Genomic DNA, 24502 nt, shown 5'->3' with positions numbered 1-24502 from the left:
TAGAGAATAAGCATACTATGAATTTCTGTTTAAAGGAGACTTTAACAATGCGACAATTGAGTTATAATCAACTACTAGATGCCTATGAGGATGCTGTTTTTTATGAATTAGATCAAAATTTTATCATGATGTTAAATGAAGAAATTAATCGAAGGGATCTTGAAAAGGCAGAAAGTAGGATCATATCTACATCAGTATTTAAAGCAAGTAATACGTAATAGCTACAAATAGTGTTGATTGACCATCTTGTTTATTCATGAAGTTGGTAATATTTCCTACTTAGTAAGCAATTTTATCATGTTACAATATAAATAGGAGATTCAGTTTAAAGTAGATGATCAACCGATTGAAAAGGAGGTCATAATATGAATCCCAAAATTCAAGTAGTCATTGCAGAAGATGATATTGATTCCCAACAAATTATAAGTGCCTTTTTAGAGCCACTGAATAGCTTTGAAATTGTTGGGATTGCAAAAGATGGCGAAAGTTTGTTAGATATAAACAGCAATAAAAAGCCTGACCTTATTATTGCTGATATTCATATGCCAAAGTTAAATGGTATCGATGCCATTTCATCATGTCTTAAAATCTCCCCAGAATTACAATTTGTTTTTATTACAGCTTTTGATCAATATGCTGTAAGTGCTTTTGATCTACATGCTGTTGACTATGTGATAAAACCTATTAAAAAAGAGCGGTTATACATCGCACTAGAAAGAGCTAAAAATGTACTGCTTGCAAATCAAAAGGTAGAAAAAAACAAATTTTACCGATTACAGTAGACCGGACCTCACATTTCATCCATTTTTCTAGAATCGTTTTAATAGAAAAAGATAGTCGTAAGACCATTATTCATACAGTGGATCAGAAGTATGAAACAAACGAGTCGTTAGATACGATTTTACAAAAGTTGAATCATGAATTTTTTAGAACGCACCGGTCATTTATTGTAAATTTAAATTATGTATCACATATCACATTTGAAGGTGATACACATTTTGTTCACTTTCGAAACTATCCTCATTATGCCCATGTATCTAAACTACAGAAAAACAATTTATATCATGCACTTTCCTTTGAAGCCGAAAAACTCTAAATTACTCCATAAGGAGATACTTAGAGTTTTTTTATGTTTTCTTATGAAACTAGGAGGTTTCCAAATGTTCCTTTGGAGCTTTTCAGAACTTAACAGTGTTAAAATTTTGAACGATTTCCAATGATATTTTCTTCTATAATAAAAAAAGTTTGATTAACATAGTAACTATATTAGGACGGGGGATGGCAAATGAAAGAAAGAAAAACATCTAGGTGGGGAAGCATGCCTTTTTTGAAAGAATTCACAAATAAACTAGAGGGACAAGGTGCCCACATTTTATATATGTTTAATGATGAGAAAAGGTACCTGGATCTTGTTTATCAATTTGTTAGTCAAGGCATACAATATCAGGAGAAAATCTTGCTTTTAGATAAATTGAGTGTTTATACCTATATAACTGATCTGTTAGTAAGTAATGGATATTCAAACGAGGAAATTAGCTTAATATTTTTTATGACAATTGAAGATTTTTATCTTTCAGAAAAAGGGTTTGAGGCAGATGAGAACTTTCAGCAGCTAGAGGAAATTTTGCAAACAAACTTTGAAAAAGGTAATAGAACCCGAACTTGGGGACAAATTTTAGCGGATGATTCGCAAATAAGTGAGATAAGGAAATATGAGAGTAAGGTCGATCGACTATTACAGGGGAGAAATACGATTTCTGTTTGTGCTTATAATGCCTATATTACACCTGCTTTTTTTCAAAATGAGTTATTAAAAATTCATGAGTATGTCATGTTGGATGAGGTAATTGAAAAATCACCTTTTTATCATAAAAAATATATATCATTTCCAGCTTTAGAAAGAGAAAGGGTACAAATTTTAGAAAAAGAAAATAATTCTTTAAAGAAGAAAAATGAAGAACTGTTAGTTGGAAATGCCCGTCAACTGGAGCGTGAAAAGTTTCTTGAACTAGAAAAATTAAATGCAGAGAAAGCAAATCTTGCAAAAACTGTCTTCTTATCACAAATGAGTCATGATTTGCGAACTCCTCTTAATACGATTCAAGGTTACTCACAAATATTATTAATGAACAAAAATTCTTCGGATCTGAATCAAAAAATATCCAAAATCTATAATGCCTCTGAACAATTATTGAATTTGATTGAGGAAATATTAGATTTTACGGCTATTGATACAGGAAGAGTCAATATTCATAAAGAGGAAATACAAGTCAAATCTTTTCTAGAAGATTGTGTAGGATCTATTCTTGAAACAAATACGTCTGATATTAATATCCAATTCGACGGTGTTCCATCAGAACTTTTCATAGAAGCAGATCCAGTGCGTTTGAATCAAATTATGACTAATTTATTAGATAATGCTATGAAGTATAACAGAACAAATGGAACCGTTCATATTTATTGTGATTATGAAAAAGAAAGCGAAGAAGTAAAAATTAACGTCAAGGACAGTGGAATTGGAATCGAGCATGAAGATCTGGATCTTATTTATGAGCCTTTTTATAGAAGTAAAAGTACAATGAATAACTGGAAGGGTACCGGTATAGGACTAGCGATTGTTTCACAGCTAACGAAGAGAATGAACGGAAACTACGGTGTGACAACGGAAAAAGGAAAAGGCTCAACTTTCTGGGTTTCCTTTAAAAAGCTGAATAAACAATCTGAAGGCATTATGCAAAATATAGATGAGGAGCAATTGTTTCCTTTAAGCCAACCTTTGAGGGTTCTATATATTGAAGATAACACGGATAATATCGATGTAATGAGATCCATGCTCCGTATTATTCAAACCATTGATTTACAGTGTGTAACTTCTGGAAAAGAAGGAATAAAGCAAGTTATAGAACTAATGCCTGATATTGTTTTACTAGACATCGCTTTGCCAGATATGAATGGGTTCGAAGCATTAAAACATATTAAATCAAATCCTGTAACAAAAGACATTCCTGTTATAGCAGTTAGTGCGGATGCAATGGAATCAACGATAAAACAAGCTTCTGAAGAGGTACTGCTTTGCTTATATTAAAAAGCCAATTCACTTAGATGAAATCCGCAATGTACTGGAGAGTACGATTAAGTATATCGTCTATAACCGAGAGAGTGTGGTTAAATAGTTTTAATGTTGAAAAGGGCATAGCCACTAAGGTTATGCTTTTTTCTTGTTTCAAGGGTAAGTAAGAATAAAGTATGTTTTCATTGTGACACCATTAGAAGAGGATTATAATGGTCATAATGTCATTATTAGGGTAAAACCTTTCGTAGACCGAGACTGAAAAAAAGGATGTGTTCATAAATGGCAACAGAAAACAAACTAACTCTTTATTTTGTCCGCCACGGAGAAACTCAATATAATGTGGAACGAAGAATGCAAGGTTTCTGCGATTCACCACTTACTGAAAAAGGAATTTTACAAGCTAAATCAGTAGGAAAGGGCTTATCTGATATTGAATTTATTGCAGCCTATGCAAGTGACAGTCAGAGAGTACTCGACACAGCTAAATATGCCATCGGTGATCGTGACATACCTTTAAACCCTGATGCACGATTAAAGGAAATGAATTTTGGAGTGTTAGAAGCTTTATTAGAAGATGAAATTCCCAATCTTTATGGAGATGCCCTCGAAAAATTATTCAGCCTTGATGTTAATGCTTGTGCTCCTGAAGGCGAAACTTACGCACAGTTATTTGCGAGAACTGAACAAGCAATTAATGAAATTGTTGAAAATCATGCTTCAGAAGGTGGAAACATTTTGATTTTTTCTCATGGTGTAACAATTGGTAACTATATCATCCAGGTAACAAACAGCAAAGAATTCACAGTACATGAAAATTGCAGTGTTTCGGTTGTAAGTTATCCATCAGGTAAGCCGCAAGTTGAAAAAATTGGTGATACAAGCTTCAGAGAAAAGGGTAGTGAGCTATTAAAAGCGAATAGTTGATTTAAGAAAAGGAGGTCATGTGAGATCTCTTTTTTTATATTTAGTTCCAAAGTCTATTAAACTAGAAAAAATAATAAAAGAAAGCGTTGACATTAATCTATACCCATGATAAATTACATATAACAAATAAATAACACATATTCCGTTATAGGAATGTTACCTTAAGTGGGCATAACCTGGACTGAATAGTGACACAATATTCGCGATATTTGTGTGCTATTCGGCTCAGGTTTTTTATTTGTCTAAAATTAAGATGAAAGAAGGGACAGCTCATGAAATACGAGCAGTTGGCTAAAGATATACTCTCAAATGTCGGCGGAAAAGAAAACGTTTCCAGTGTCGTGCATTGTATTACTAGATTACGTTTTAAATTAAAAGATGAATCAAAGGCAAATACAGAAGTACTAAAAAATATGGATGATGTTGTAACTGTTATGAAAAGCGGTGGGCAATATCAAGTGGTTATTGGGAATCATGTACCGGATGTTTACAAAGCAGTTGTGGCGGAAGGTGGATTTCAAGGACAATCACCTGTTGAAGAAAAAGAAGAAGGTCCTAAAGGCTCTATGTTAAGTCGCTTTATCGATATTGTTTCAAGTATTTTTACTCCAGTTCTAGGTGTGTTAGCAGCATCAGGGATGATCAAAGGTTTTAACGCTTTATTTGTAGCACTTGGCTGGTTAACCAATACGTCTGGGACATATCAAATATTAAATGCAACTGGTGATGCACTCTTTTATTTCTTACCAATTTTCTTAGGATATACAGCAATTAAGAAATTTGGTGGAACTCCGTTTATAGGAATGGCGATAGGTTCTGCGTTGGTTTATCCAACATTATCCGGATTAACGGCAGGAGAACCACTTTACACCGTGTTTGCTGGAACAATATTTGAATCACCAATCTTCATAACCTTTTTAGGAATTCCAGTTATTTTAATGTCTTACTCATCATCTGTTATTCCAATTATTTTAGCTACTTATTTTGCAGCTAAAGTTGAAAAATGGCTTAAATCAGTTATACCTGATGTAATTAAATTGTTTGTAGTGCCTTTATTAACATTATTAATCGTTGTACCAGTTACATTCTTACTTATCGGTCCAGTAGCGACATGGGCATCTAATTTATTAGGTCAAGGAACGTTATTCCTTTATAACTTAAGTCCTGTTATTGCAGGTATCATTCTTGGAGGATTATGGCAGGTAATCGTTATTTTCGGTCTTCACTGGGGATTAGTACCAATTGCAATTAACAACGTTGCAACGATGGGCTTTGATACAATCTTAGCGTTAGTTTTCGCGGCATCATTTGCGCAAATTGGTGCAGTACTAGCAATTATGGTAAAAACAAAAAATCAAAAGTTAAAAACGTTAAGTATTCCAGCGTTTATTTCAGGTATCTTTGGAGTAACTGAAGCCGCTATTTACGGGGTTACACTTCCGTTAAAGAAACCATTTATTATTAGCTGTATCGGTGGAGGAATTGGTGGAGCGATCATAGGACTTACGAATGTTAAAGGTTATATTATTGGTGGTCTTGGAGTGTTTGGAATTCCATCATATATCAGCCCTGAAGGACTTGGAATGGATCTATGGGGTGCACTAATTGCAATTGTAGTAGGTTTTGTCGCAGCATTTATTTTAACATTAATGTTTGGTGGGATTGGCAAAGAACAATCAACTGAAACAGAAACTGCTAAAACAGAAGCTGCAGTAACTATTACAAAGAATTCAGTAAAGAAAAACACACAACAAGTACAAATTCATAGTCCACTTTCTGGTGAAGTGATAGATCTATCAGATGTAAAAGATGAAGCATTCGCATCAGGTGCTCTTGGCAACGGAATTGCAATTGAGCCAAGTGAGGGGAAATTACTTGCTCCTGCTTCTGGTATCGTGACAGCTTTGTTCCCAACTAATCATGCAGTTGGCATTACGACTGAATCGGGTGTAGATATTCTAATTCATATTGGGATGGATACTGTGCAATTAGAAGGAAGGTACTTTACAGCTCATGTTTCTCAAGGTGATCGCGTAGAAAAAGGTCAATTATTAATAGAGTTTGAGATGGATAAGATTAAGGAAGCAGGAAAACCATTAACAACACCTGTTGTTGTAACGAATCATAAAGAGTTTACCCTAAACTTAACACCAGAGAAACAAGTGAAAACTGGTGACTGTGTTTTTACAATAAATTAACTAGTAATAAGGAGTAGTTAGTCCCTTGCGGCTTTCTCTCCTTGATTTTTCATGAAAGGGAGTTTTATATATGGCGTTTCCAAAGGGATTTCTATGGGGTGGAGCAATTGCTGCAAACCAGGCTGAAGGTGCTTATTTAGAGGGGGGAAAGGATTAACAACAGTTGACCTGTTACCGACTGGTAAAAAGCGTTGGGATATCTGTCTAGGTGATTTGCCTTCTTTCCAACCACTTGAAGGTGAATTTTACCCATCACATACGGCAATTGATTTTTATCACCGTTATAAAGAAGATATAGCACTTTTTGCAGAGATGGGATTTAAAGCTCTACGTGTTTCCATTTCATGGGCTAGAATCTTCCCAAATGGTGATGATAAGCTACCTAATGAAGCAGGGTTAAAGTTTTATGATGATCTTTTCGATGAACTATTGAAATATAATATTGAGCCTGTTGTAACCATTGCTCATTTTGATGTACCTGTTAACTTGGTTGAGAACTATGGAAGCTGGAAAAATCGTAAGCTTGTTTCTTTATTTGAAACTTATGCGACAACTTTATTTAAACGTTATAAAGACAAGGTAAAATACTGGATGACATTTAATGAAATTAATATGTTATTGCATTTACCCTTTGTAGGTGCTGGACTTGTTTTCAAAGAAGGAGACAATAAAGAACAAATAAAATACCAAGCTGCTCATCATCAATTAGTTGCTAGTGCGCTTGCTGTAAAAGCATGTCACGAAATCAGTCCAGGTGCAATGATTGGCTGTATGCTTGCTGCTGGTATGACCTATCCATATACATGTAACCCTGAGGATGTATGGGATGCGATGGAGAAAGACCGTGAATCGTTCTTTTTCATTGATGTTCAATCACGTGGAGCATATCCAGGGTATGCAAAGAGATTTTTCAAAGATCATAACATAACGGTCGAAATGGAAGATGGAGATGAAGAGCTTCTAAAAAACCATACCGTTGATTATATTGGCTTTAGTTATTATGCGAGCCGTGCTACTAGTACAGATCCAGAAGTTAATAATATGACATCTGGGAATGTGTTTGGATCAATTGAAAATCCATACTTAGAAAAATCTGAGTGGGGCTGGACGATCGATCCTAGAGGGTTCCGTATCACTGCAAATCAATTATATGACCGCTATCAAAAACCATTATTTGTTGTTGAAAATGGTTTAGGGGCTATTGATGAATTAACAGCAGGCGGTGAAGTTCATGATGACTACCGTATTGAATACTTAAAAAAGCACGTTGCTGAAATGAGTGAAGCGATTGAAGATGGCGTTGAGATTCTTGGTTATACAAGCTGGGGGCCAATCGATATTGTTAGTGCTTCGACTGGAGAAATGAAAAAGCGCTATGGCTACATTTATGTTGACAAAGATAATGAAGGAAATGGTACTCTACAACGAACTAAGAAGAAAAGTTTTGATTGGTATAAAAAAGTAATTGAGACTAATGGTGAATCAATATAAAAAGTTGCATTTTCAAAAGAAAAGATGGTTCAAGCATGTGATAGACTAATGGAGAATACTTTCGGGTCATCATGATATAAGGGGAAAGCTGACAACAGCTTTCCTTCTATTAGTACAGGGTTTCTCCTATAATCTTTAGAAGTAGTCATGGAGAATGGTATAACTTATAATACGGTAAAGTAGAGCTTATACGAGAAAATCTGTTTGACAAATAAACCATAAAAAGTTTAGGTGGTTATATGAAAATAGAAAAGGTATTTAACAATAATGTAGTAAGTGCATTTAATGAAGAAAATATAGAGCTTGTTATCATGGGGAAAGGTCTTGCTTTTCAAAAAAGACCTGGTGACGAAATAGATGATGACAAAATTGAGAAAGTGTTCACACTGAAAAATAAAGATATGTCAGAACGTTTTAAAACATTATTATATGAAGTTTCACTTGAGCTTATGGAAGTAACAGAAGAAATCATAAAAAAGGCAAAAAGTAGGCTTGGAAGAGAATTAAATGATAGCATTTATGTTTCACTTACAGATCACATTAATTTTGCCATTGAACGTAATAAAAAAGGCCTCGATATAAGAAATGCTTTGCTATGGGAAATCAAAAAGTTATATAAAGATGAATTTTCTCTTGGTTTAGAAGCACTGGGCATGATTAAGGAAAAGCTTGATGTTACATTACCTGAGGATGAGGCTGGCTTTATTGCCATGCATATTGTGAATGCAGAGCTAAATGAAGAAATGCCTAATATCGTAAACATTACAAAAACGATGCAAGACATTTTGAAAATTGTTAAATATCACTTTAAGATGGATTTTAACGAAGAGTCACTTAACTTTTTCCGATTTGTCACTCACTTGAAGTTTTTCGCTCAAAGACTATACAGCAAAACCTATATGGTAGGTGAAGACGACTTCCTGTTTGAAGCTGTAAAAAACAAACACAAACAAGCTTATGAATGCACGGAAAAAATTAATGATTATGTGAAAAGACAATTTGATTATGAGTTAACGAATGATGAAAAGCTATATTTGACCATTCATATTGAGAGGGTTATTAATCGATAAAAGGAAAAGTAGACGATTTTTTCGTCTACTTTCTTCTATATAATAGTAGGTTTAATATCCTTCCAAGGCCGTTCTCGCTCAAGCTGTCCAGCAAGCTGAAACAGAGTAGCTTCATCTCCAAGCGGTGCCATAAACTGAACACCAATAGGTAAGTTATCTTTATTCCAAAATAATGGAACGGACATCGCCGGACAGCCTGTTGTATTCGCGAGTGGGGTGTAGGGCACCCATTCATTTAGTCTGTTAACATACTCATCTATATTACCTTTATAACATAACTCACCGATTCTTAAAGGTGGCTCACTAAGAGTTGGAGTTAACAGGAGATCGTAGTTGGTGAAAAATTGGGCAACTTCTTTTGTTACTTGCTGCATGTAGCTAAGCGCAGCAAGATACTCTGTTGCTCTGTATGAATTCCCGCAGTGTAAAACTTCCCAAGTATAAGGTTCTAGTTCTTCTTGCTTCGGAGCTCTTCCAGTTAAATTTGTTAAAGAATGTATTCCTTGTGAAAAGGATGATTGCCAAAGCACTTGGAATGCTCGATTATATTGATCAACATGAATAGTAGGAAATCCCTCCTCAACATCATGGCCAAGAGATTGACAGAGATTTGCTGCATCTAAAACAGCATCTTCACAATCAGGATGAATCTTTTTACCGTTAAATCCGGTTTGTAAAACAGCTATTTTTAATTTCCTAGGTTCTTTGGTTGACTCAGTGACAAATGAATCACTTGGTTGTGATACAGAGAATGGGTCACCAGGATTATTTCCATATGTAGCATCAAGAAGTCCAGCACTATCTCGAACAGTCCGCGTAATCACATGATTAACTCCGAGGCCAACCGGATCAGGGTTTTTTGGAATTCTACCTCTACTTACTTTTAGGCCAAAAACTCCACAACAAGAAGCGGGAATTCGAATGGATCCTCCCCCGTCCGAAGCATGTGCCATTGGAACAATTCCAGCTGCAACGGCAGCCGCAGCTCCTCCGCTTGAGCCTCCAACTGTGTAGGTTGGATTCCAGGGATTTCTCGTTGGACCATATTGTAAAGGCTCTGTAGTCGGTACTAGTCCAAACTCACAGGTATTTGTTTTTCCGATTGTGATAAGCCCCGTTTGTTGACGGATTCGTGATGAGTACTCACTATCAGCAGGGGCAATAAAGTTTTTAAGATATGTAGATCCTGCTGTGTAGGGGGTGTTTGCAAAAAAATCCAAATCCTTCATAAGGAACGGAACACCTGCAAAAGGACCGGATTCAGTTGATGGTAACCTGTCTTCATACAATTTATGTGTGACAGCATTTAATTTGGGATTTAACTCTTCTATTAAGTCAATTGTATGGGAAACTAATTCTGCAGCTGAAATTTGTTTGGTTTTAATAAGATAAGCCTGTTCAGTGGCATCGAGCCAATTTAATTGGTGCATAGGTGAATTCTCCTTGAATAGGTACTTTTTGGCTTTGGCTTAGTACGGGTATTTTTAAGAGGATTTATGTTTAAAATTTTTTACTTTGACTCTATTATATAACGATAGTGGAATGGAACGGAAGACACTCGACTCCTGCGGGAGGTAGAGGAAAGGCTGAGACCCCGCAGGCGAAGACGAGGAGGCTCAGCTTCCTCCCCGCGGAAAGCGAGTGTCTGGAGTGCAATGGAACGAACAAAGTTTTCCTTTTAACAAAAAGTATCACATAATAAACAACATCAATCCTCACAAACTTGTCAAAAACTTTTTCATTCTTCACACAATTAAATTCCAACTTTATTGATAGGAATAATGAGTTGTGGTAAAATGAATTATATTTTTCACTTGTCAGTGAGACTAAAATAATGGAAACTAGTAATTATGAATAATTTGTACAAGTAAATTTTGTGAGGTGTGGATTTTGTTGCAACTTCAGGTAATGAACAGTCCGTTTAATCAGGAGCAAGTAGAGCTCCTTAATCGTCTTCTGCCAACCTTGACGGAATCTCAAAAAGTCTGGTTGAGTGGGTATCTAGCTGCTACACAAGCTGGTTCTGCTAATGTTACGGCTGCTCCCGAAGCGCCGGTAGTAGAGGCTGTTGTTCCAGTAAATGTAAAGCCAGTATCTAAGGATGTTACGATTCTATTTGGTTCTCAAACTGGTAATGCCCAGGGTCTTGCAAATAAGGCAGGAAAAGAACTCGAGAGTCGTGGTTATAAAGTAACCGTTTCATCAATGAGTGATTTTAAACCAAACAGCTTAAAGAAGGTAGAGAATCTTCTTATTGTAGTAAGTACACATGGCGAGGGAGATCCACCGGATAATGCAATTTCTTTCCATGAATTCCTTCATGGTAAACGAGCTCCAAAGCTTGATGAACTTCGTTACTCAGTTCTTTCGCTTGGTGATAGCTCTTATGAGTTTTTCTGTCATACAGGAAAAGAATTTGATCAACGTTTAGAAGACCTTGGTGGAACTCGTCTTTATCCACGTATTGATTGTGATTTAGACTTTGATGAGCCTGCAGCTGAGTGGATTGCCGGAGTTTTAGCTGGTCTTGATGAAGCGCAAGCTGCGGGAACAGAACCTGTTCAATCGCAAGAAGCAGCTGCCCCTGCTTCTCAAGCTTTAGAATCAGCTTACTCAAGAACAAATCCATTTAAAGCAGAGGTTCTTGAAAACCTAAACCTAAATGGTCGCGGCTCTAATAAAGAAACGCGTCATCTTGAGTTGTCATTAGAAGGATCTGGACTTACATTTGAGCCAGGTGATGCACTAGGTGTTTACCCGGAAAATGATCCTGAACTTGTTGACCTTATTCTTGAAGCGGTAAAATGGGATGCAACTGAAAAAGTTACAGTGAATAATGAAGAAGTAACATTGAAAGAGGCATTAAGCTCAAGGGTTGAAATTGCCACGTTAACGAAACCTGTTGTTGAAAAAGCAGCACAGCTTAATTCTAATAAAGATTTACAATCACTTGTATCAAACAGGGATTCTATAAAAGCATATATTGATGGTCGTGACCTATTAGATTTAATTCGTGACTTTGGTCCATGGGAAGTATCTGCACAGGATTTCGCTGGAGTTCTACGTAAAATGCCAGTTCGTCTATATTCTATTGCAAGTAGTTTAGCTGCAAATCCTGAGGAAGTTCATCTAACAATTGGGGCTGTTCGATATGAAACACATGGTCGCAAGCGTAAAGGTGTGGCATCAACTCAAGTAGCAGAACGCCTGCAACCAGGTGATACATTACCTGTGTATATCCAAAAAAATCAAAACTTTAGACTACCACAAAATCCTGATACACCAATTATAATGGTTGGACCTGGTACTGGTGTTGCGCCGTTCCGTGCATTTATGCAAGAGCGTGAAGAAATCGGTGCAGAAGGTAAATCGTGGATGTTCTTCGGTGATCAACATTTTGTAACAGATTTTCTCTACCAAACAGAATGGCAAAAATGGATTAAAGATGGTGTGTTAACGAGAATGGATGTTGCTTTTTCACGTGATCAAGACGAGAAAGTTTATGTACAGAATCGCATGCAAGAGCACAGCAAAGAGTTGTTCCAATGGCTTGAAGAAGGGGCTGTTGTGTACGTTTGCGGTGATAAAAATCATATGGCGAAAGATGTTAATAACACACTTATCGACATTATTGAAAAAGAAGGCGGATTAAGCCGTGAAAAAGCTGAGGCCTATCTTGCAGATATGAAACAAAATAAACGCTATCAACGCGATGTATATTGATTTTTTGATTGAAAGGAGATTAGCAACATGGCGAACAAAATATTAAAAGCACCAGAAGGCCCACCAAGTGATGTTGAAGACATTAAAGAAAGAAGTGACTTTTTGCGTGGGACGCTTAAAGAATCTATGCTTGAGCCATTAAGCTCAGGTATTTCAGATGATGATAACCGCTTAATGAAACACCACGGAAGCTATTTACAAGATGACCGTGATCTTCGAAATGAGCGTCAAAAACAAAAATTAGAACCAGCTTATCAATTTATGCTACGTGTTCGTTTACCTGGTGGTGTTGCAACACCAAACCAGTGGCTTGTTATGGATGACCTTGCCCAAAAATACGGAAACGGTACGTTAAAGTTAACAACTCGTATGACGTTCCAAATGCATGGAATTTTAAAATGGAACATGAAGAAAACGATTCAAGGTATTCATGCTTCATTAATGGATACAATCGCTGCCTGTGGAGACGTTAACCGTAACGTAATGTGTGTGGCAAATCCGTATCAATCGAACGTACATCAAGAAGTGTATGAATGGTCGAAAAAACTAAGTGATGATTTATTACCACGTACAAGAGCTTATCATGAAATATGGCTTGATGAAGAAAGAGTAGCTGGTACACCTGATACAGAAGATGCTGAGCCAATGTACGGTCCGCTTTACCTACCACGTAAATTTAAGATTGGTATTGCTGTCCCACCATCAAATGATGTTGATATTTTCTCTCAAGACTTAGGTTATATTGCCGTTGTTGAGAACGACAAGCTTGTTGGTTTTAACGTAGCAATTGGCGGTGGTATGGGTATGAGTCATGGTGATAAAGAAACATATCCACAGCTTGCGAAAGTTATTGGTTTCATTAAACCAGAACAGGCTTATGATGTAGCAGAAAAAATCATTACAATTCAACGTGACTATGGAAATCGTTCTGTACGTAAAAATGCACGTTTCAAATATACGGTCGATCGCCTAGGACTTGAAAACGTAAAAGAAGAGTTAGAAAATCGTCTTGGCTGGAGTTTAGAAGAAGCGAAGCCATTCACTTTCGATCATAACGGAGATCGTTATGGTTGGGAAAAAGGTGTGAAAGGAAAATGGAACTTCACACTATTTATTGAAGGTGGACGTGTAACAGACTATGACGACTACAAGCTTATGACAGGTATTAGAGAAATTGCTAAAATTCACACAGGTGACTTCCGTTTAACAGCAAACCAAAACCTGATCATTGGAAATGTATCAAGTCAGAAAAAGAAAAAAATCAATGAACTAATTGAAAAATACGGTTTAACAGATGGTAAGCATTATTCTGCATTACGTCGTAGTGCATTAGCATGTGTTGCTCTACCAACATGTGGTTTAGCAATGGCTGAAGCAGAACGTTACTTACCAAAATTAATTGATAAAATCGATGAGATTGTGGATCAAAACGGTCTAAAAGATAAAGAAATCACCATTCGTATGACAGGCTGTCCAAATGGATGTGCCCGCCACGCATTAGGTGAAATCGGCTTTATCGGTAAAGCACCTGGTAAATACAATATGTATCTTGGTGCAGCACATGACGGAAGCCGTTTAAGCAAAATGTACCGTGAAAATATCGGTGAAGAAGAAATTCTAAAAGAGCTTAATACGATTATCCCTCGTTATGCGAAGGAACGTGAAGAAAATGAGCACTTTGGTGACTTTGTCATTCGCGCAGGTATTATTGGAGAAACAACAGACGGAACGAACTTCCACGATTAATATAGGCAAAGACAGGGGAAGCCTGTCTTTTTTTTATACATTCATGAAATTGGCTTTGGAAGTAAGCTAAGTTTCTATTGTTTGAAAGAAAGGTTTTTCTATGGTATATTATCTTTAAATCGAGATATTTTATTTAGAGATATTTTGAGAGGGATGTTACTAACAACTTGTAGTTAAAATATAAACATAACAAAATAATGGAGGATCACAATGAATCAACTAAAAGGTATTCATCATGTAACGGCTATAACAAGTAGTGCTGAGAAAAATTATGAGTTCTTCACATATGTATTAGGAATGCGTTTAGTTAAGAAAACAGTAAATCAGGATGATATCCAGACATATCACTTATTTTTTGCTGATGATGTAGGAAGTGCGGGGACAGACATGACATTCTTTGATTTCCCAGGAATTCCAAAAGGAGTACACGGGACAAATGAAATTTCCAAAACATCGTTTCGAGTCCCAACAGATGCTGCATTAGATTATTGGGTAAAACGTTTTGATCGCCTGGAAGTTAAACATACAGGAATTAAAGAGCAGTTTGGAAAAAAAACACTATCCTTCGTAGATTTTGATGATCAACAATATCAATTAATATCAGATGAACAAAATGAAGGAATTGCCTCTGGAACGCCATGGCAAAAAGGGCCGATTCCATTAGATTATGCGATTACAGGACTAGGACCCATTTTTATCGTGGTAAATAATGTTGAACAAATGAAAGAGGTGCTAGAAAAGGCACTTGGATTTAAGGAAGTAGCAAAGGAAGGGGCATTTCACCTCTTTGAAGTTGGGGAAGGAGGGAATGGAGCACAGATCATTTTGGAGCACAATGTGATGCTTCCTCAAGGAATTCAAGGCTATGGTACTGTCCATCATGTTGCCTTCCGTGTTGAAGACCGCGAAGTGTTAGAAGAGTGGATTAGTCATATGCAAGGCATAGGTTTTCCAACTTCAGGCTATGTAAATCGTCACTTCTTTGAATCTCTATATGCCAGAGTTGCTCCTCATATACTATTTGAATTTGCGACAGATGGTCCAGGTTTTATGGGAGATGAACCTTATGAAACTCTAGGAGAAAAGCTATCATTACCTCCATTTCTAGAGCCAAAACGGGAACAAATTGAAAAGCTGGTTCGTCCAATTGATACCGTTCGTAGTACAAAGGAGTTCGTAAAGGAGTAGGAAAAAAGGAAGACCTTATAGGTTTTCCTTTTTAAAATTAACTATAAACTAAGAATGTTTATTACTTGTAGATTTATCCATATTAGGATAGAATAGGACTATAGGTAAAAAGTATCAGGGAACAAATTCCTGTTTTCTCAACTCCAACTAAATAGTTAAGGGCAAATCTACTGAAAGGTAGAGACGCAAAGCTACAGGGGTAAGTTCTGAGGAATATGCTTGCCAGTTACCGATTTAATATAAAAGAACTAATCGGTGGATTAGTTCTTTTTTTAGGAGATGACGGTCTTGTCTAGTGATCTATCAACATTTGAAAATCAAAAACGAAAGCTGTATTTATATGTTATACCCATAGTTTTACTGGCTCTATTATTTGGTCTTCCTAGGTGGAATGAATTTAACTTTCTAGATAGAACTATATTAGCATCATACTTAATCCTTTTTATAAGTTCTTACTTTTTTATCTTGAAGAGAATTTTCTTTAGATACGTTGAACTTACAATTTTTATATCAGTGTCTATTGTTCATTTGTTGCTAACATACTGGTCTTTACATGTGGAGAGTGCTCAGAGTCAACATTATTCTATTAGTGATGCTGCAGTTTGGACACCGATGATTTATATTTATATTTTTATTACATTCTATGGAATTTACGGAATTGTGTTATCCATTGTTGTATGGTCTATAACAACAGCAATCATTTTATCTTCTTTGAGCACTATACAGGTTGATATGATCAACTCACTTATAAACTATCAGTTAGCAATGTTTGTTTATATTGTTATCCTTTTCTTCGCCAGAAAAAGCCTTGATGCATCTGTTAGGACTTCAATGCTTGAGCAAATGGCTTTTAAAGATATGTTAACCGGTATTGAGAATAGACGGGCTGTTCACCAGTTGTTTGAAAAGCTTAATTCTGAAAGTAAAACTTATTCTATTATCTTTTTTGATATTGATTATTTCAAAAAAGTGAATGATCAGTATGGACATAGTGTAGGTGATTCAGTATTAATAGAAATAACTAAGGTCATTAATAGCGGTTTAAACAAAAATGACTTTTTTGCTCGCTGGGGTGGAGAAGAATTCGTTGTCATCACAAAAAAAGTGACGATTGAAAACACATTAAAATTAGCCGAAAATCTAAAACTCTTAGTTAACCAACATCAGTTTAAGGTAGTTGGGAAACTTACTGCAAGCTTTGGTATAGCCGAGTCTCAACCGGGCCAACTAGCTGAACTAGTATTAGAACAGGCAGACCAAGCTTTGTATTCAGCAAAAGCTAATGGGCGAAATAAAATTATGATGTTTGGTGAGCAAGGCGAAAAGAAAAAAGAGATTCCCTCCTGACAATTTTAACGTTATACTTACTTCTGTGGTTTAACGATTAAAAGAATGATAGGAGCTTAAAAGATGGATATTCTTACACTCTTAAAGGCTGTTATACTGGGGGAACTTAGTAGAAGGGTTAACTGAGTTTGCACCCGTTTCTTCAACAGGTCATATGATTATTGTCGATGATATGTGGTTACAATCGGAAGAATTTTTAGGAAAATATGTGGCAAATACGTTTAAAATTGTTATACAATTAGGCTCCATTTTAGCTGTAGTGGTCGTCTTTAAGGACCGTTTTATCCAAATGTTAGGTTTAGAAAGATTGAGCAAAAAAACAACTAAATCTACGGAAGAATCAAGTCGTTTAAAGCTTACTCAAGTCATTGTGGGGGCTTAATCCCAGCCGGTGTGCTAGGCGTTCTTTTCGAGGATTATATAGATGAACATTTATTTTCTATTACAACTGTGTTAATCGGTTTAGTTGTTGGGGCAGTCTTAATGATCGCAGCCGATCTTTTTGGTCCAAAGGAAGCAAAAATTGAGACAGTTGATCAAATTACTTATAAACAAGCATTTTCTGTTGGATTAATACAATGTCTTTCATTATGGCCTGGATTTTCCCGTTCAGGATCAACCATTTCAGGAGGAGTTCTACTCGGAATGAGCCACCGTGCTGCAGCTGATTTCACTTTTATTATGGCAGTACCAATCATGGCGGGAGCAAGTGCGATCTCTCTTTTGAAAAACTGGCAATATTTCACTATTGAAGCAATGCCGTTTTTTATTGCCGGATTTATAAGTGCCTTTATATTTGCACTTCTTTCCATTCGTTTTTTCCTAAAGCTCATAAATAAAATCAAACTTATGCCATTTGCGATTTACCGAATTTTATTAGTTATTGTGATATGGATTGTATACTTTTAATTTATTAGCCTGTTCTAGAGAAAAAATGGAACAGGCTTTTTAGGATTTAAAAATATGTAAAAAAAAGATAACATACATATAAGGGTGAAAGTTTGTTTTAGGAGGGATTAGTGCTATAAACGTTAAAAAGGTTTCAGTCTATGACCATATGTTATTCATTATCATTACCTTTACCTATTGGTTCTCTCTTTATATTTATGTTCCAGTGTTTGTATCATATTTGGATTTCTTAGGTGGGACTTATACATTAGTAGGATTTATCGTTGGTAGTTATGGGATCATGCAAATTTTACTACGTCTTCCGGTAGGGATTATTTCAGATCGACTACAAATTCGTAAACCGTTTGTCATTATTGGACTCATTACAGGGGTTATTAGCTGCTTTGGTTTTGCTTTAACAGAAAGCCTTGGATTTGCGTTATTAGCCAGGTTTGTTTCAGGAGTAACTGCTTCGATGTGGGTGGCGTTTACCGTATTATATGCCAGTTATTTTAAACAAGAAGACACAACAAAGGCAATGGGGAATGTCCAGTTTATAACGGTATCATCTCAGCTTATTAGTATGGGCTTAAGTGGCTATCTTGTTAGTCACTGGGGCTGGAAGGCGCCTTTTTGGTTAGGTGGGGTTATTGGTACGATTGGAATTCTTCTAGCTTTACGAGTGAGAGAGATAAGCGGTGAAAAGAATGCTAAGAAGATTGAAAAACACGAACTGACCGAAGTTTTTAGAGAAAAGATTGTGTTAAAAGCAGCAATTTTATCCGCAATTGCTCATGCAGTCTTATTTATTACGATGTTTGGTTTTACCCCTGATTATGCTTTAACAATAGGTGCCGAAAGTAAAACATTGCTTTTTCTTGTATTTAGTTTCATGGTACCACATGCTGTTGCACCGATTGTGACAGGTAGATATTTGGTTGCTCGTTTTCAAAAATGGACAATACTAATGATAGGCTTTTTTGGAACATTTATATTTTCCGCTATAATACCATTTATCAGCAGTCTACCTATTCTATATGTTACTCAAGCTTTAAATGGATTTGCACAAGGAATGACGATACCATTATTAATGGGCATGGCTATTCAAACGATTCCAAACAATAAACGTGCAACAGCAATGGGTCTCTTTCAAGCAATTTATGCGTTAGGTATTTTTCTTGGACCATTTGTTGCGGGGCTTTTTAGTAATGAAGATACTTATGTTTCAGTGTTTTTAACGGCTGGTGGAGCTGGATTCATAGGGGTGATCTTATCAGTGAAGTGGGGATTTATGAAAACTACGGTGCAAGGCGAGCGGGCACAATCATTCTAATAAAAGGCTTAATCATAAGATTAAGTCTCTTTCTATAGCATTTAGGCACACCTCTTTTTGACATTATGAACGTAAGATGTCTATATTAACAATAAGTGATGAAGCGTATTAGGAGGGCTTTTCCCATGACACAAATAAAGGAGCAATCGCTTACTGCAGTCAAGAATACTGTAAGAAGGCAAAAGGAGTTTTTTCGTAACGGACATACAAAATCAAAAGATTTTCGAGTAAGTATGTTGAAGAAGCTTGCTGAACAAATTAGAAAAAACGAAGAGAAGATATGCCTCGCTCTCAAACAGGATTTAAATAAATCAGAAACAGAGGCATATGTCACTGAAATCGGATTTCTTTTAGAGGAAATAGGTTTTACATTAAAACATATTGATAAATGGATGAAGCCGGAAAAAGTAAAAACTGCCAAAACACATTTTGGCTCAAAGGGGTTTAAAGTGGCGGAACCATATGGAGTATCGCTTATTATTGCTCCATGGAATTATCCTTTTCAGCTCCAACTGGCTCCTTTAATTGGTGCAATTGCAGCAGGAAACACAGCAGTTCTAAAACCTTCAGAATTAACCCCGCACACTTCAACATTGCTTGCTGATATGATAGGAGACACCTTTTCTTCTGAATACATAGCTGTACTTGAAGGTGGTGTTGAAACGACGACATATTTATTAGATCAAGAGTTTGATTATATCTTTTTTACAGGAAGTGTACCTGTTGGAAAAGTCGTAATGGAAGCAGCAGCTAAACGATTAATTCCAATTACACTTGAATTGGGTGGAAAAAGTCCTTGTATCGTAGATGAAACAGCAAATATTGAATTGGCTGCAAAACGGATTGCCTTTGGTAAATTCATTAATGCAGGTCAAACCTGTATTGCTCCTGATTATTTATATGTTCACAAGAAAGTAAAACAGGAATTCTTAACTGAGCTTAAGAAGGTTATTGTTGATTTTTATGGAGATAAACCATTAGAAAATGAGGAGTTTACAAGAATTGTAAATGATCGTCATTTTCAGCGATTAAAGAAGTATTTGTCCGACGGTTCAATATTATTTGGAGGTGAATCTGACGAGGCAAGCTTGAAAATAGAGCCAACTTTGTTAGAACCGGAAAGTATGACTTCTGGCGTTATGACAGATGAAATCTTCGGACCAATCTTTCCTGTGGTTGAATATGAAAATATCCGAACCGTGATTGATTTTGTAACAGACCGTCCTAAGCCGTTAGCTTTGTATTTATTTACAACATCTGAAGAAATGGAGAAGAAAGTAACAGAATCTATTTCATTCGGTGGTGGATGTATTAACGATACACTTATGCATATTGCCACCCCGTATCTACCTTTTGGAGGTGTCGGAGAAAGCGGTATGGGTACTTACCATGGTGAATCGAGCTTTACAGCATTTTCACATTATAAAAGTGTCCTCAAACAAACGAACCGCTTTGACTTTCATTTTAGATATCCTAATGCAAAAAATGGATTGAAATTGATTAAGAGGTTAATGAAATAAGAGAGACTCTGACTTCGGAAGGGAGTGGTCTCTTTAATGAAAGTTAACAAACAAGAATTGCACGCAGAAAGACAGAATCAGGACAAGGATCAGTTCTGGAGTGCAAACCTTGTCTCGATAGAAGAGGAATCGGGACAAGAAACCGGTCGTGGGATTAAAATGTGTCCCGATAGAAGAGGAATTGGGACAAGAAACCGGTCGTGGGATTAAAATGTGTCTCGATAGAAGAGGAATCGGGACACAAATCAGGTCGTGGGATCAAGGTGTGTCTCGATAGTAGAGGAATCGGGACACAAATTAGGTCATGGGATCGAAATGTGTCCCGATAGAAGAGGAATTGGGACAAGAAACCGGTCGTGGGATTAAATTGTGTCTCGATAGAAGAGGAATCGGGACAAGAAACCGGTCGTGGGATTAAATTGTGTCTCGATAGAAGAGGAATCGGGACAAGAAACCGGTCGTGGGATTAAAATGTGTCCCGATAGAAGAGGAATCGGGACAAGAAACCGGTCGTGGGATTAAAATGTGTCCCGATAGAAGAGGAATCGGGACAAGAAACCGGTCGTGGGATTAAAATGTGTCTCGATAGAAGAGGAATCGGGACAAGAAACCGGTCGTGGGATTAAAATGTGTCTCGATAGAAGAGGAATCGGGACAAGAAACCGGTCGTGGGATTAAAATGTGTCCCGATAGAAGAGGAATCGGGACACAAATCAGGTCGTGGGATCAAGGTGTGTCTCGATAGAAGAGGAATCGGGACAAGAAACCGGTCGTGGGATTAAAATGTGTCCCGATAGAAGAGGAATCGGGACAAGAAACCGGTAGGGGATTAAAATGTGTCTGGATAGTGAAGGAATCGGGACAAAAAACCGATCGTGGGATTAAAATGTGTCTCGATAGAAGAGGAATTGGGACAAGAAACCGGTCGTGGGATTAAAATGTGTCTCGATAGAAGAGGAATCGGGACAAGAAACCGGTCGTGGGATTAAAATGTGTCCCGATAGAAGAGGAATCGGGACACAAATCAGGTCGTGGGATCAAGGTGTGTCTCGATAGTAGAGGAATCGGGACACAAATTAGGTCATGGGATCGAAATGTGTCCCGATAGTGGAGGAATCGGGACAGAAATCCGGTCATGAGACCAAAATTTGTCCCGATAGTAGAAGAATCGAGACAAAAAACAGGTCGTGGAAACAAAATGTGTCTCGATAGTAGAAGAATCGGGACACAAATCAGGCCATGAGACCAAAATAGCTCCCGATAATAGCCAATGTTCTCTAAGCCAATCATAAAAAGTGAAAAGAAACGTTAAACTAAAAGTACACTAAGACACATGCAACTAGCTCTGCATCAATAAACAAAAAATAATTAATAAAATTCATAAAAGTCATTGACAATGATATTGAGAATCATTATCATATAATTATAGAGATAATCAATTACACCTTACTTTACATAGTCGTCACTAAGCGGTCGTTCAAAGCAGGGTTGCCTTGATTCATCTTGAAACTCGATTTTCCCCAACCCCCTATATAGTGAAAAAGCTTGGCTGGTCACCAAGCTTTTTTGTATGCCATTATAAGTTTTCCAAAAACATTTCTTTTCATTTTTCTAATGTAAACTTCCCAAATCAAAGTCATAAGATCTGCTTGACATTGAGAATTGTTTTCATTTAAAATAACTCTCAAGGATAATGATAATCATTTTCAATAACAAGGAGAGTATGATGGAACATACAACGCCCATCATTATATTCATTTATTGTACACTTTGCGGTTTTTCTCGAATGTAAAGAAGAACATGAAGATCAGGTTTGTTCCTGCTGCGGTGCAGGTTTACTCGATGATCATCAATAATGAGAATGAATTTCATTTAAAGGAAAAGGAAGGGATTCTAAATGGTACATAAATACACCCAGACTTATATAAGTCCGATGACTGATGAGCATTTAGAGTCATTTATTAAATGTCCATATAAAATTTATTACCAGCAAAATTTAGAGGGAAAAGAAAGTGATATAAGGTGGAGACAGATTGTTCAATTACTTATTAATGGAGTTGTTCAGGCTTATTATCAGTTGCCTGTAAAAGAACAGACAAAGTTAATGGCCTTTAAGTTAATTGATCATTATTGGAGTAATGTTAGTCTTCGCTACTTTCAGTCTAAAGAAAAATATTATATGATTTTGGCCAAAACAACTGATCATCTATTGCAGTTTCTTTCTACCAAAAACAATGACACCCCACCTTTGATTTTATATGAGAAGCTTCATACATATATGAAAGTCTTGGAGATGCAGTTTTCCATTACACTTGAGTTGGTTGAATGGTCAACAAAGTCATTTACTATTAAAAAATTCCTTGTGGATGCAGACCAGGAATTAATAGATCTTTACACTCATTTACTAGCCGTTTTCTCTTACGAAGCTTTTGGTATTTTACCAGAAAAAATTGAGATTTATTCTTTAATGGAGGGAGAAGTGTTTGTTACGACTCCTTCTGTGAAGGATATTCCAAAAGGTGTTATGTATTTAGAATATATGAAGGATTTGGTTCAAAATGGTTCATTAAGTCATTGTGTTAATTGTCCATTTACTGACAGATGTAAGGAGGATCATTCTATAATACCTAACAAAAATAAAAATAAGTGGCATTAAGGAGGAAAGTATATGCATCATCATTATTTTATTGTAACAGATTCGTTTGAGCATATTGTTGATTGTTTTTGTCCGGACGGAGATCACTCAGATGTTCTTGAAATAAAAAAAGAGGACTTTATTGAAGTGACAAATGATAAAAAATTTCTTTTTGATACGGGCTGGTATATTTTAGTGATCTTAAATAAACATTGGCATTTTTATATGGCTCTGGAAGATTTAGATAAATATTTTACGAAAGGTTATCTAGCTTCATTAGTGGATATTGAATTGAAAATAAATCATTTAAAATTTCAAGTAGATCAGTCTCTGGGGAAAGGTGATGAAGCCTCTTTTTTACATACCACAAAATGCTTAAAAGAGTCATCGGAACTTAAATTAAGATTAGAGCACTTTCTTCATCAAATGGAGATTGAAAGTCAATTTATGTAGATTTTCCTATCATTCTTTAATAAAGGAGTGAACGAATATCGGTGAAATCTTTAAAAAAGCAATTTGTTTGAAAAAGGAACAGGTCATTCAGCAATTGTTAAGGCTAGATTACTATAAATCTTCAGATAATCGTCAGTTATATGAACTAACTCTTAGTGAGTTGGAGAATGAGTATAGAGCAGTAACAGGACATCATATTCATTGCGGATTAAGGTGAGAATAACGATCGTGGGATGAAATTTACCACGGTCGTTTTTGCTTTTCAGATTCATACCAAAACCTTTTATTTACAAATACTCTATTTAAATTTAAGCTTAGTATAGAACTTTTATGTGAAGGAAAGGAACTACCATGCAAAAAATTTTACCGGCTTTTTCCTCAATCAAACAGTTTGAGAAATTTTTACAAAGTGATTATGAGATTGGAATATTCCTTGAAACTCACATTTCTCAATTGGGCAATTTTCATAAATTAGCAGAGCAGAATCATAAAAAACTGATTTACCATGTTGATCTCATACATGGGTTGAAAAACGATGATTATGCTACTGAATATATATGCCAGGAGTTTGATCCATATGGTCTTATTTCTACAAAATCTAATGTGATTTTAAAAGCAAAGCAAAAGGGTGTTGTGGCCATTCAACGAATGTTTTTAATTGATTCACATGCTTTGGAAAGAAGTTATCGTTTACTTGAGAAAACGAAGCCTGATTACATTGAGGTGCTTCCGGGGGCAATGCCGTGGATGATTAAAGAGGTAAAGGAACGAACAAATACAAAGATTCTTGCCGGAGGTCTTATTCGGACACCAGAAGAGGTGGAAAAGGCGCTTGAGGCTGGTGCTGATGCGATTACCACATCCAAACGAGAGCTATGGAAATTCAGCAAGTAGATTGTGTTGCTATTGAACA

Annotated in this window: 18 protein-coding genes, 2 pseudogenes and 1 riboswitch; of the genes and pseudogenes, 19 read left to right on the top strand and 1 reads right to left on the bottom strand. The window is 36.3% G+C overall.

Features of this window, described 5'->3' with window-relative positions:
- Positions 1 to 47 precede the first annotated feature (47 nt).
- The 8 genes and pseudogenes from sda (at position 48) to licT (ending at position 8756) form a co-directional block, all read left to right on the top strand.
- On the top strand, positions 48 to 218 hold the full coding sequence (gene sda / locus MVE64_RS09465; protein WP_247345893.1) for a sporulation histidine kinase inhibitor Sda: 171 nt from the start codon (positions 48 to 50) through the stop codon (positions 216 to 218).
- Between the two features lie 147 nt (positions 219 to 365).
- Positions 366 to 782 (top strand): LytR/AlgR family response regulator transcription factor, encoded by a 417-nt coding sequence (locus MVE64_RS09460; protein ID WP_247345891.1) that lies wholly within the window; start codon positions 366 to 368, stop codon positions 780 to 782.
- Positions 764 to 1096, top strand: coding sequence for a LytR/AlgR family response regulator transcription factor (locus MVE64_RS28115; protein WP_425594008.1), 333 nt, complete (start codon positions 764 to 766; stop codon positions 1094 to 1096). Before MVE64_RS09460 ends, MVE64_RS28115 begins: the two co-directional genes overlap by 19 nt.
- Before the next feature lie 189 nt (positions 1097 to 1285).
- Complete coding sequence (locus MVE64_RS09455; RefSeq protein WP_247345888.1) at positions 1286 to 3085, top strand: ATP-binding protein; 1800 nt, start codon at positions 1286 to 1288, stop codon at positions 3083 to 3085.
- A gap of 267 nt (positions 3086 to 3352) precedes the next feature.
- Positions 3353 to 3997, top strand: coding sequence for a histidine phosphatase family protein (locus MVE64_RS09450; protein WP_247345885.1), 645 nt, complete (start codon positions 3353 to 3355; stop codon positions 3995 to 3997).
- Positions 3998 to 4269: 272 nt separating this feature from the next.
- Entirely contained in the window at positions 4270 to 6195 is a 1926-nt protein-coding gene (locus MVE64_RS09445; protein ID WP_247345882.1) for a beta-glucoside-specific PTS transporter subunit IIABC, read from the top strand.
- Between the two features lie 70 nt (positions 6196 to 6265).
- A pseudogene (ascB, locus tag MVE64_RS09440) lies at positions 6266 to 7686 on the top strand (6-phospho-beta-glucosidase).
- A 239-nt stretch (positions 7687 to 7925) separates the two neighbouring features.
- The gene (licT, locus tag MVE64_RS09435; protein ID WP_247345879.1) at positions 7926 to 8756 is read left to right on the top strand and encodes a BglG family transcription antiterminator LicT; all 831 of its coding nucleotides are present in this window, start codon (positions 7926 to 7928) and stop codon (positions 8754 to 8756) included.
- 35 nt (positions 8757 to 8791) lie between these two features.
- Here licT and MVE64_RS09430 read toward each other — a convergent pair whose 3' ends face one another.
- Positions 8792 to 10186, bottom strand: a complete 1395-nt coding sequence (locus MVE64_RS09430) for an amidase (RefSeq protein ID WP_247345876.1) — start codon at positions 10184 to 10186, stop codon at positions 8792 to 8794.
- 463 nt (positions 10187 to 10649) lie between these two features.
- Between MVE64_RS09430 and MVE64_RS09425 the strand changes: the two genes are divergently transcribed.
- From MVE64_RS09425 to MVE64_RS09375, 11 genes and pseudogenes are all read left to right on the top strand, one after another.
- Positions 10650 to 12479 (top strand): assimilatory sulfite reductase (NADPH) flavoprotein subunit, encoded by a 1830-nt coding sequence (locus MVE64_RS09425; RefSeq protein ID WP_247347013.1) that lies wholly within the window; start codon positions 10650 to 10652, stop codon positions 12477 to 12479.
- Positions 12480 to 12506: 27 nt separating this feature from the next.
- Positions 12507 to 14225, top strand: coding sequence for an assimilatory sulfite reductase (NADPH) hemoprotein subunit (gene cysI / locus MVE64_RS09420; RefSeq protein ID WP_247345874.1), 1719 nt, complete (start codon positions 12507 to 12509; stop codon positions 14223 to 14225).
- A gap of 210 nt (positions 14226 to 14435) precedes the next feature.
- Positions 14436 to 15413, top strand: coding sequence for a ring-cleaving dioxygenase (locus tag MVE64_RS09415; protein WP_247345871.1), 978 nt, complete (start codon positions 14436 to 14438; stop codon positions 15411 to 15413).
- A gap of 150 nt (positions 15414 to 15563) precedes the next feature.
- A riboswitch (cyclic di-GMP riboswitch) is annotated at positions 15564 to 15647 on the top strand.
- A gap of 54 nt (positions 15648 to 15701) precedes the next feature.
- Positions 15702 to 16760 carry a GGDEF domain-containing protein gene (locus MVE64_RS09410; RefSeq protein ID WP_247345868.1) on the top strand — a complete coding sequence of 353 codons (1059 nt, stop codon included), beginning with the start codon at positions 15702 to 15704 and terminating at the stop codon, positions 16758 to 16760.
- Positions 16761 to 16823: 63 nt separating this feature from the next.
- Positions 16824 to 17669 (top strand): annotated as a pseudogene (locus tag MVE64_RS09405) (undecaprenyl-diphosphate phosphatase).
- A gap of 148 nt (positions 17670 to 17817) precedes the next feature.
- Positions 17818 to 18981 (top strand): MFS transporter, encoded by a 1164-nt coding sequence (locus MVE64_RS09400; protein WP_247345865.1) that lies wholly within the window; start codon positions 17818 to 17820, stop codon positions 18979 to 18981.
- A gap of 125 nt (positions 18982 to 19106) precedes the next feature.
- Positions 19107 to 20501, top strand: a complete 1395-nt coding sequence (locus MVE64_RS09395; RefSeq protein ID WP_247345862.1) for an aldehyde dehydrogenase — start codon at positions 19107 to 19109, stop codon at positions 20499 to 20501.
- 1897 nt (positions 20502 to 22398) lie between these two features.
- The gene (locus MVE64_RS09390) at positions 22399 to 23157 is read left to right on the top strand and encodes a hypothetical protein (RefSeq protein ID WP_247345859.1); all 759 of its coding nucleotides are present in this window, start codon (positions 22399 to 22401) and stop codon (positions 23155 to 23157) included.
- Between the two features lie 12 nt (positions 23158 to 23169).
- The gene (locus MVE64_RS09385) at positions 23170 to 23589 is read left to right on the top strand and encodes a hypothetical protein (RefSeq protein WP_247345856.1); all 420 of its coding nucleotides are present in this window, start codon (positions 23170 to 23172) and stop codon (positions 23587 to 23589) included.
- A 67-nt stretch (positions 23590 to 23656) separates the two neighbouring features.
- Entirely contained in the window at positions 23657 to 23806 is a 150-nt protein-coding gene (locus tag MVE64_RS09380) for a Fur-regulated basic protein FbpA (protein ID WP_247345853.1), read from the top strand.
- A 134-nt stretch (positions 23807 to 23940) separates the two neighbouring features.
- The gene (locus tag MVE64_RS09375) at positions 23941 to 24483 is read left to right on the top strand and encodes a glycerol-3-phosphate responsive antiterminator (protein ID WP_247345851.1); all 543 of its coding nucleotides are present in this window, start codon (positions 23941 to 23943) and stop codon (positions 24481 to 24483) included.
- The last annotated feature ends 19 nt before the right edge of the window (positions 24484 to 24502 follow it).

Origin of the sequence: Metabacillus endolithicus, assembly GCF_023078335.1 — a bacterium.
GTDB classification, from domain to species: Bacteria; Bacillota; Bacilli; order Bacillales; family Bacillaceae; genus Metabacillus; species Metabacillus endolithicus.
This window is presented reverse-complemented; position numbering and strand designations above follow the sequence as displayed.

Excerpts from the sequence above, each read along its gene's own strand:
- MVE64_RS09375 (WP_247345851.1), top strand. The coding sequence starts at position 23,941 with ATGCAAAAAATTTTACCGGCTTTTTCCTCAATCAAACAGTTTGAGAAA.
- MVE64_RS09395 (WP_247345862.1), top strand. The coding sequence starts at position 19,107 with ATGACACAAATAAAGGAGCAATCGCTTACTGCAGTCAAGAATACTGTA.
- cysI (WP_247345874.1), top strand. The coding sequence starts at position 12,507 with ATGGCGAACAAAATATTAAAAGCACCAGAAGGCCCACCAAGTGATGTT.
- MVE64_RS09385 (WP_247345856.1), top strand. The coding sequence starts at position 23,170 with ATGCATCATCATTATTTTATTGTAACAGATTCGTTTGAGCATATTGTT.
- sda (WP_247345893.1), top strand. The coding sequence starts at position 48 with ATGCGACAATTGAGTTATAATCAACTACTAGATGCCTATGAGGATGCT.
- MVE64_RS09445 (WP_247345882.1), top strand. The coding sequence starts at position 4,270 with ATGAAATACGAGCAGTTGGCTAAAGATATACTCTCAAATGTCGGCGGA.
- MVE64_RS09450 (WP_247345885.1), top strand. The coding sequence starts at position 3,353 with ATGGCAACAGAAAACAAACTAACTCTTTATTTTGTCCGCCACGGAGAA.
- MVE64_RS09430 (WP_247345876.1), bottom strand. The coding sequence starts at position 10,186 with ATGCACCAATTAAATTGGCTCGATGCCACTGAACAGGCTTATCTTATT.
- MVE64_RS09460 (WP_247345891.1), top strand. The coding sequence starts at position 366 with ATGAATCCCAAAATTCAAGTAGTCATTGCAGAAGATGATATTGATTCC.
- MVE64_RS09390 (WP_247345859.1), top strand. The coding sequence starts at position 22,399 with ATGGTACATAAATACACCCAGACTTATATAAGTCCGATGACTGATGAG.
- MVE64_RS09400 (WP_247345865.1), top strand. The coding sequence starts at position 17,818 with ATGTTATTCATTATCATTACCTTTACCTATTGGTTCTCTCTTTATATT.
- MVE64_RS09415 (WP_247345871.1), top strand. The coding sequence starts at position 14,436 with ATGAATCAACTAAAAGGTATTCATCATGTAACGGCTATAACAAGTAGT.
- licT (WP_247345879.1), top strand. The coding sequence starts at position 7,926 with ATGAAAATAGAAAAGGTATTTAACAATAATGTAGTAAGTGCATTTAAT.
- MVE64_RS09455 (WP_247345888.1), top strand. The coding sequence starts at position 1,286 with ATGAAAGAAAGAAAAACATCTAGGTGGGGAAGCATGCCTTTTTTGAAA.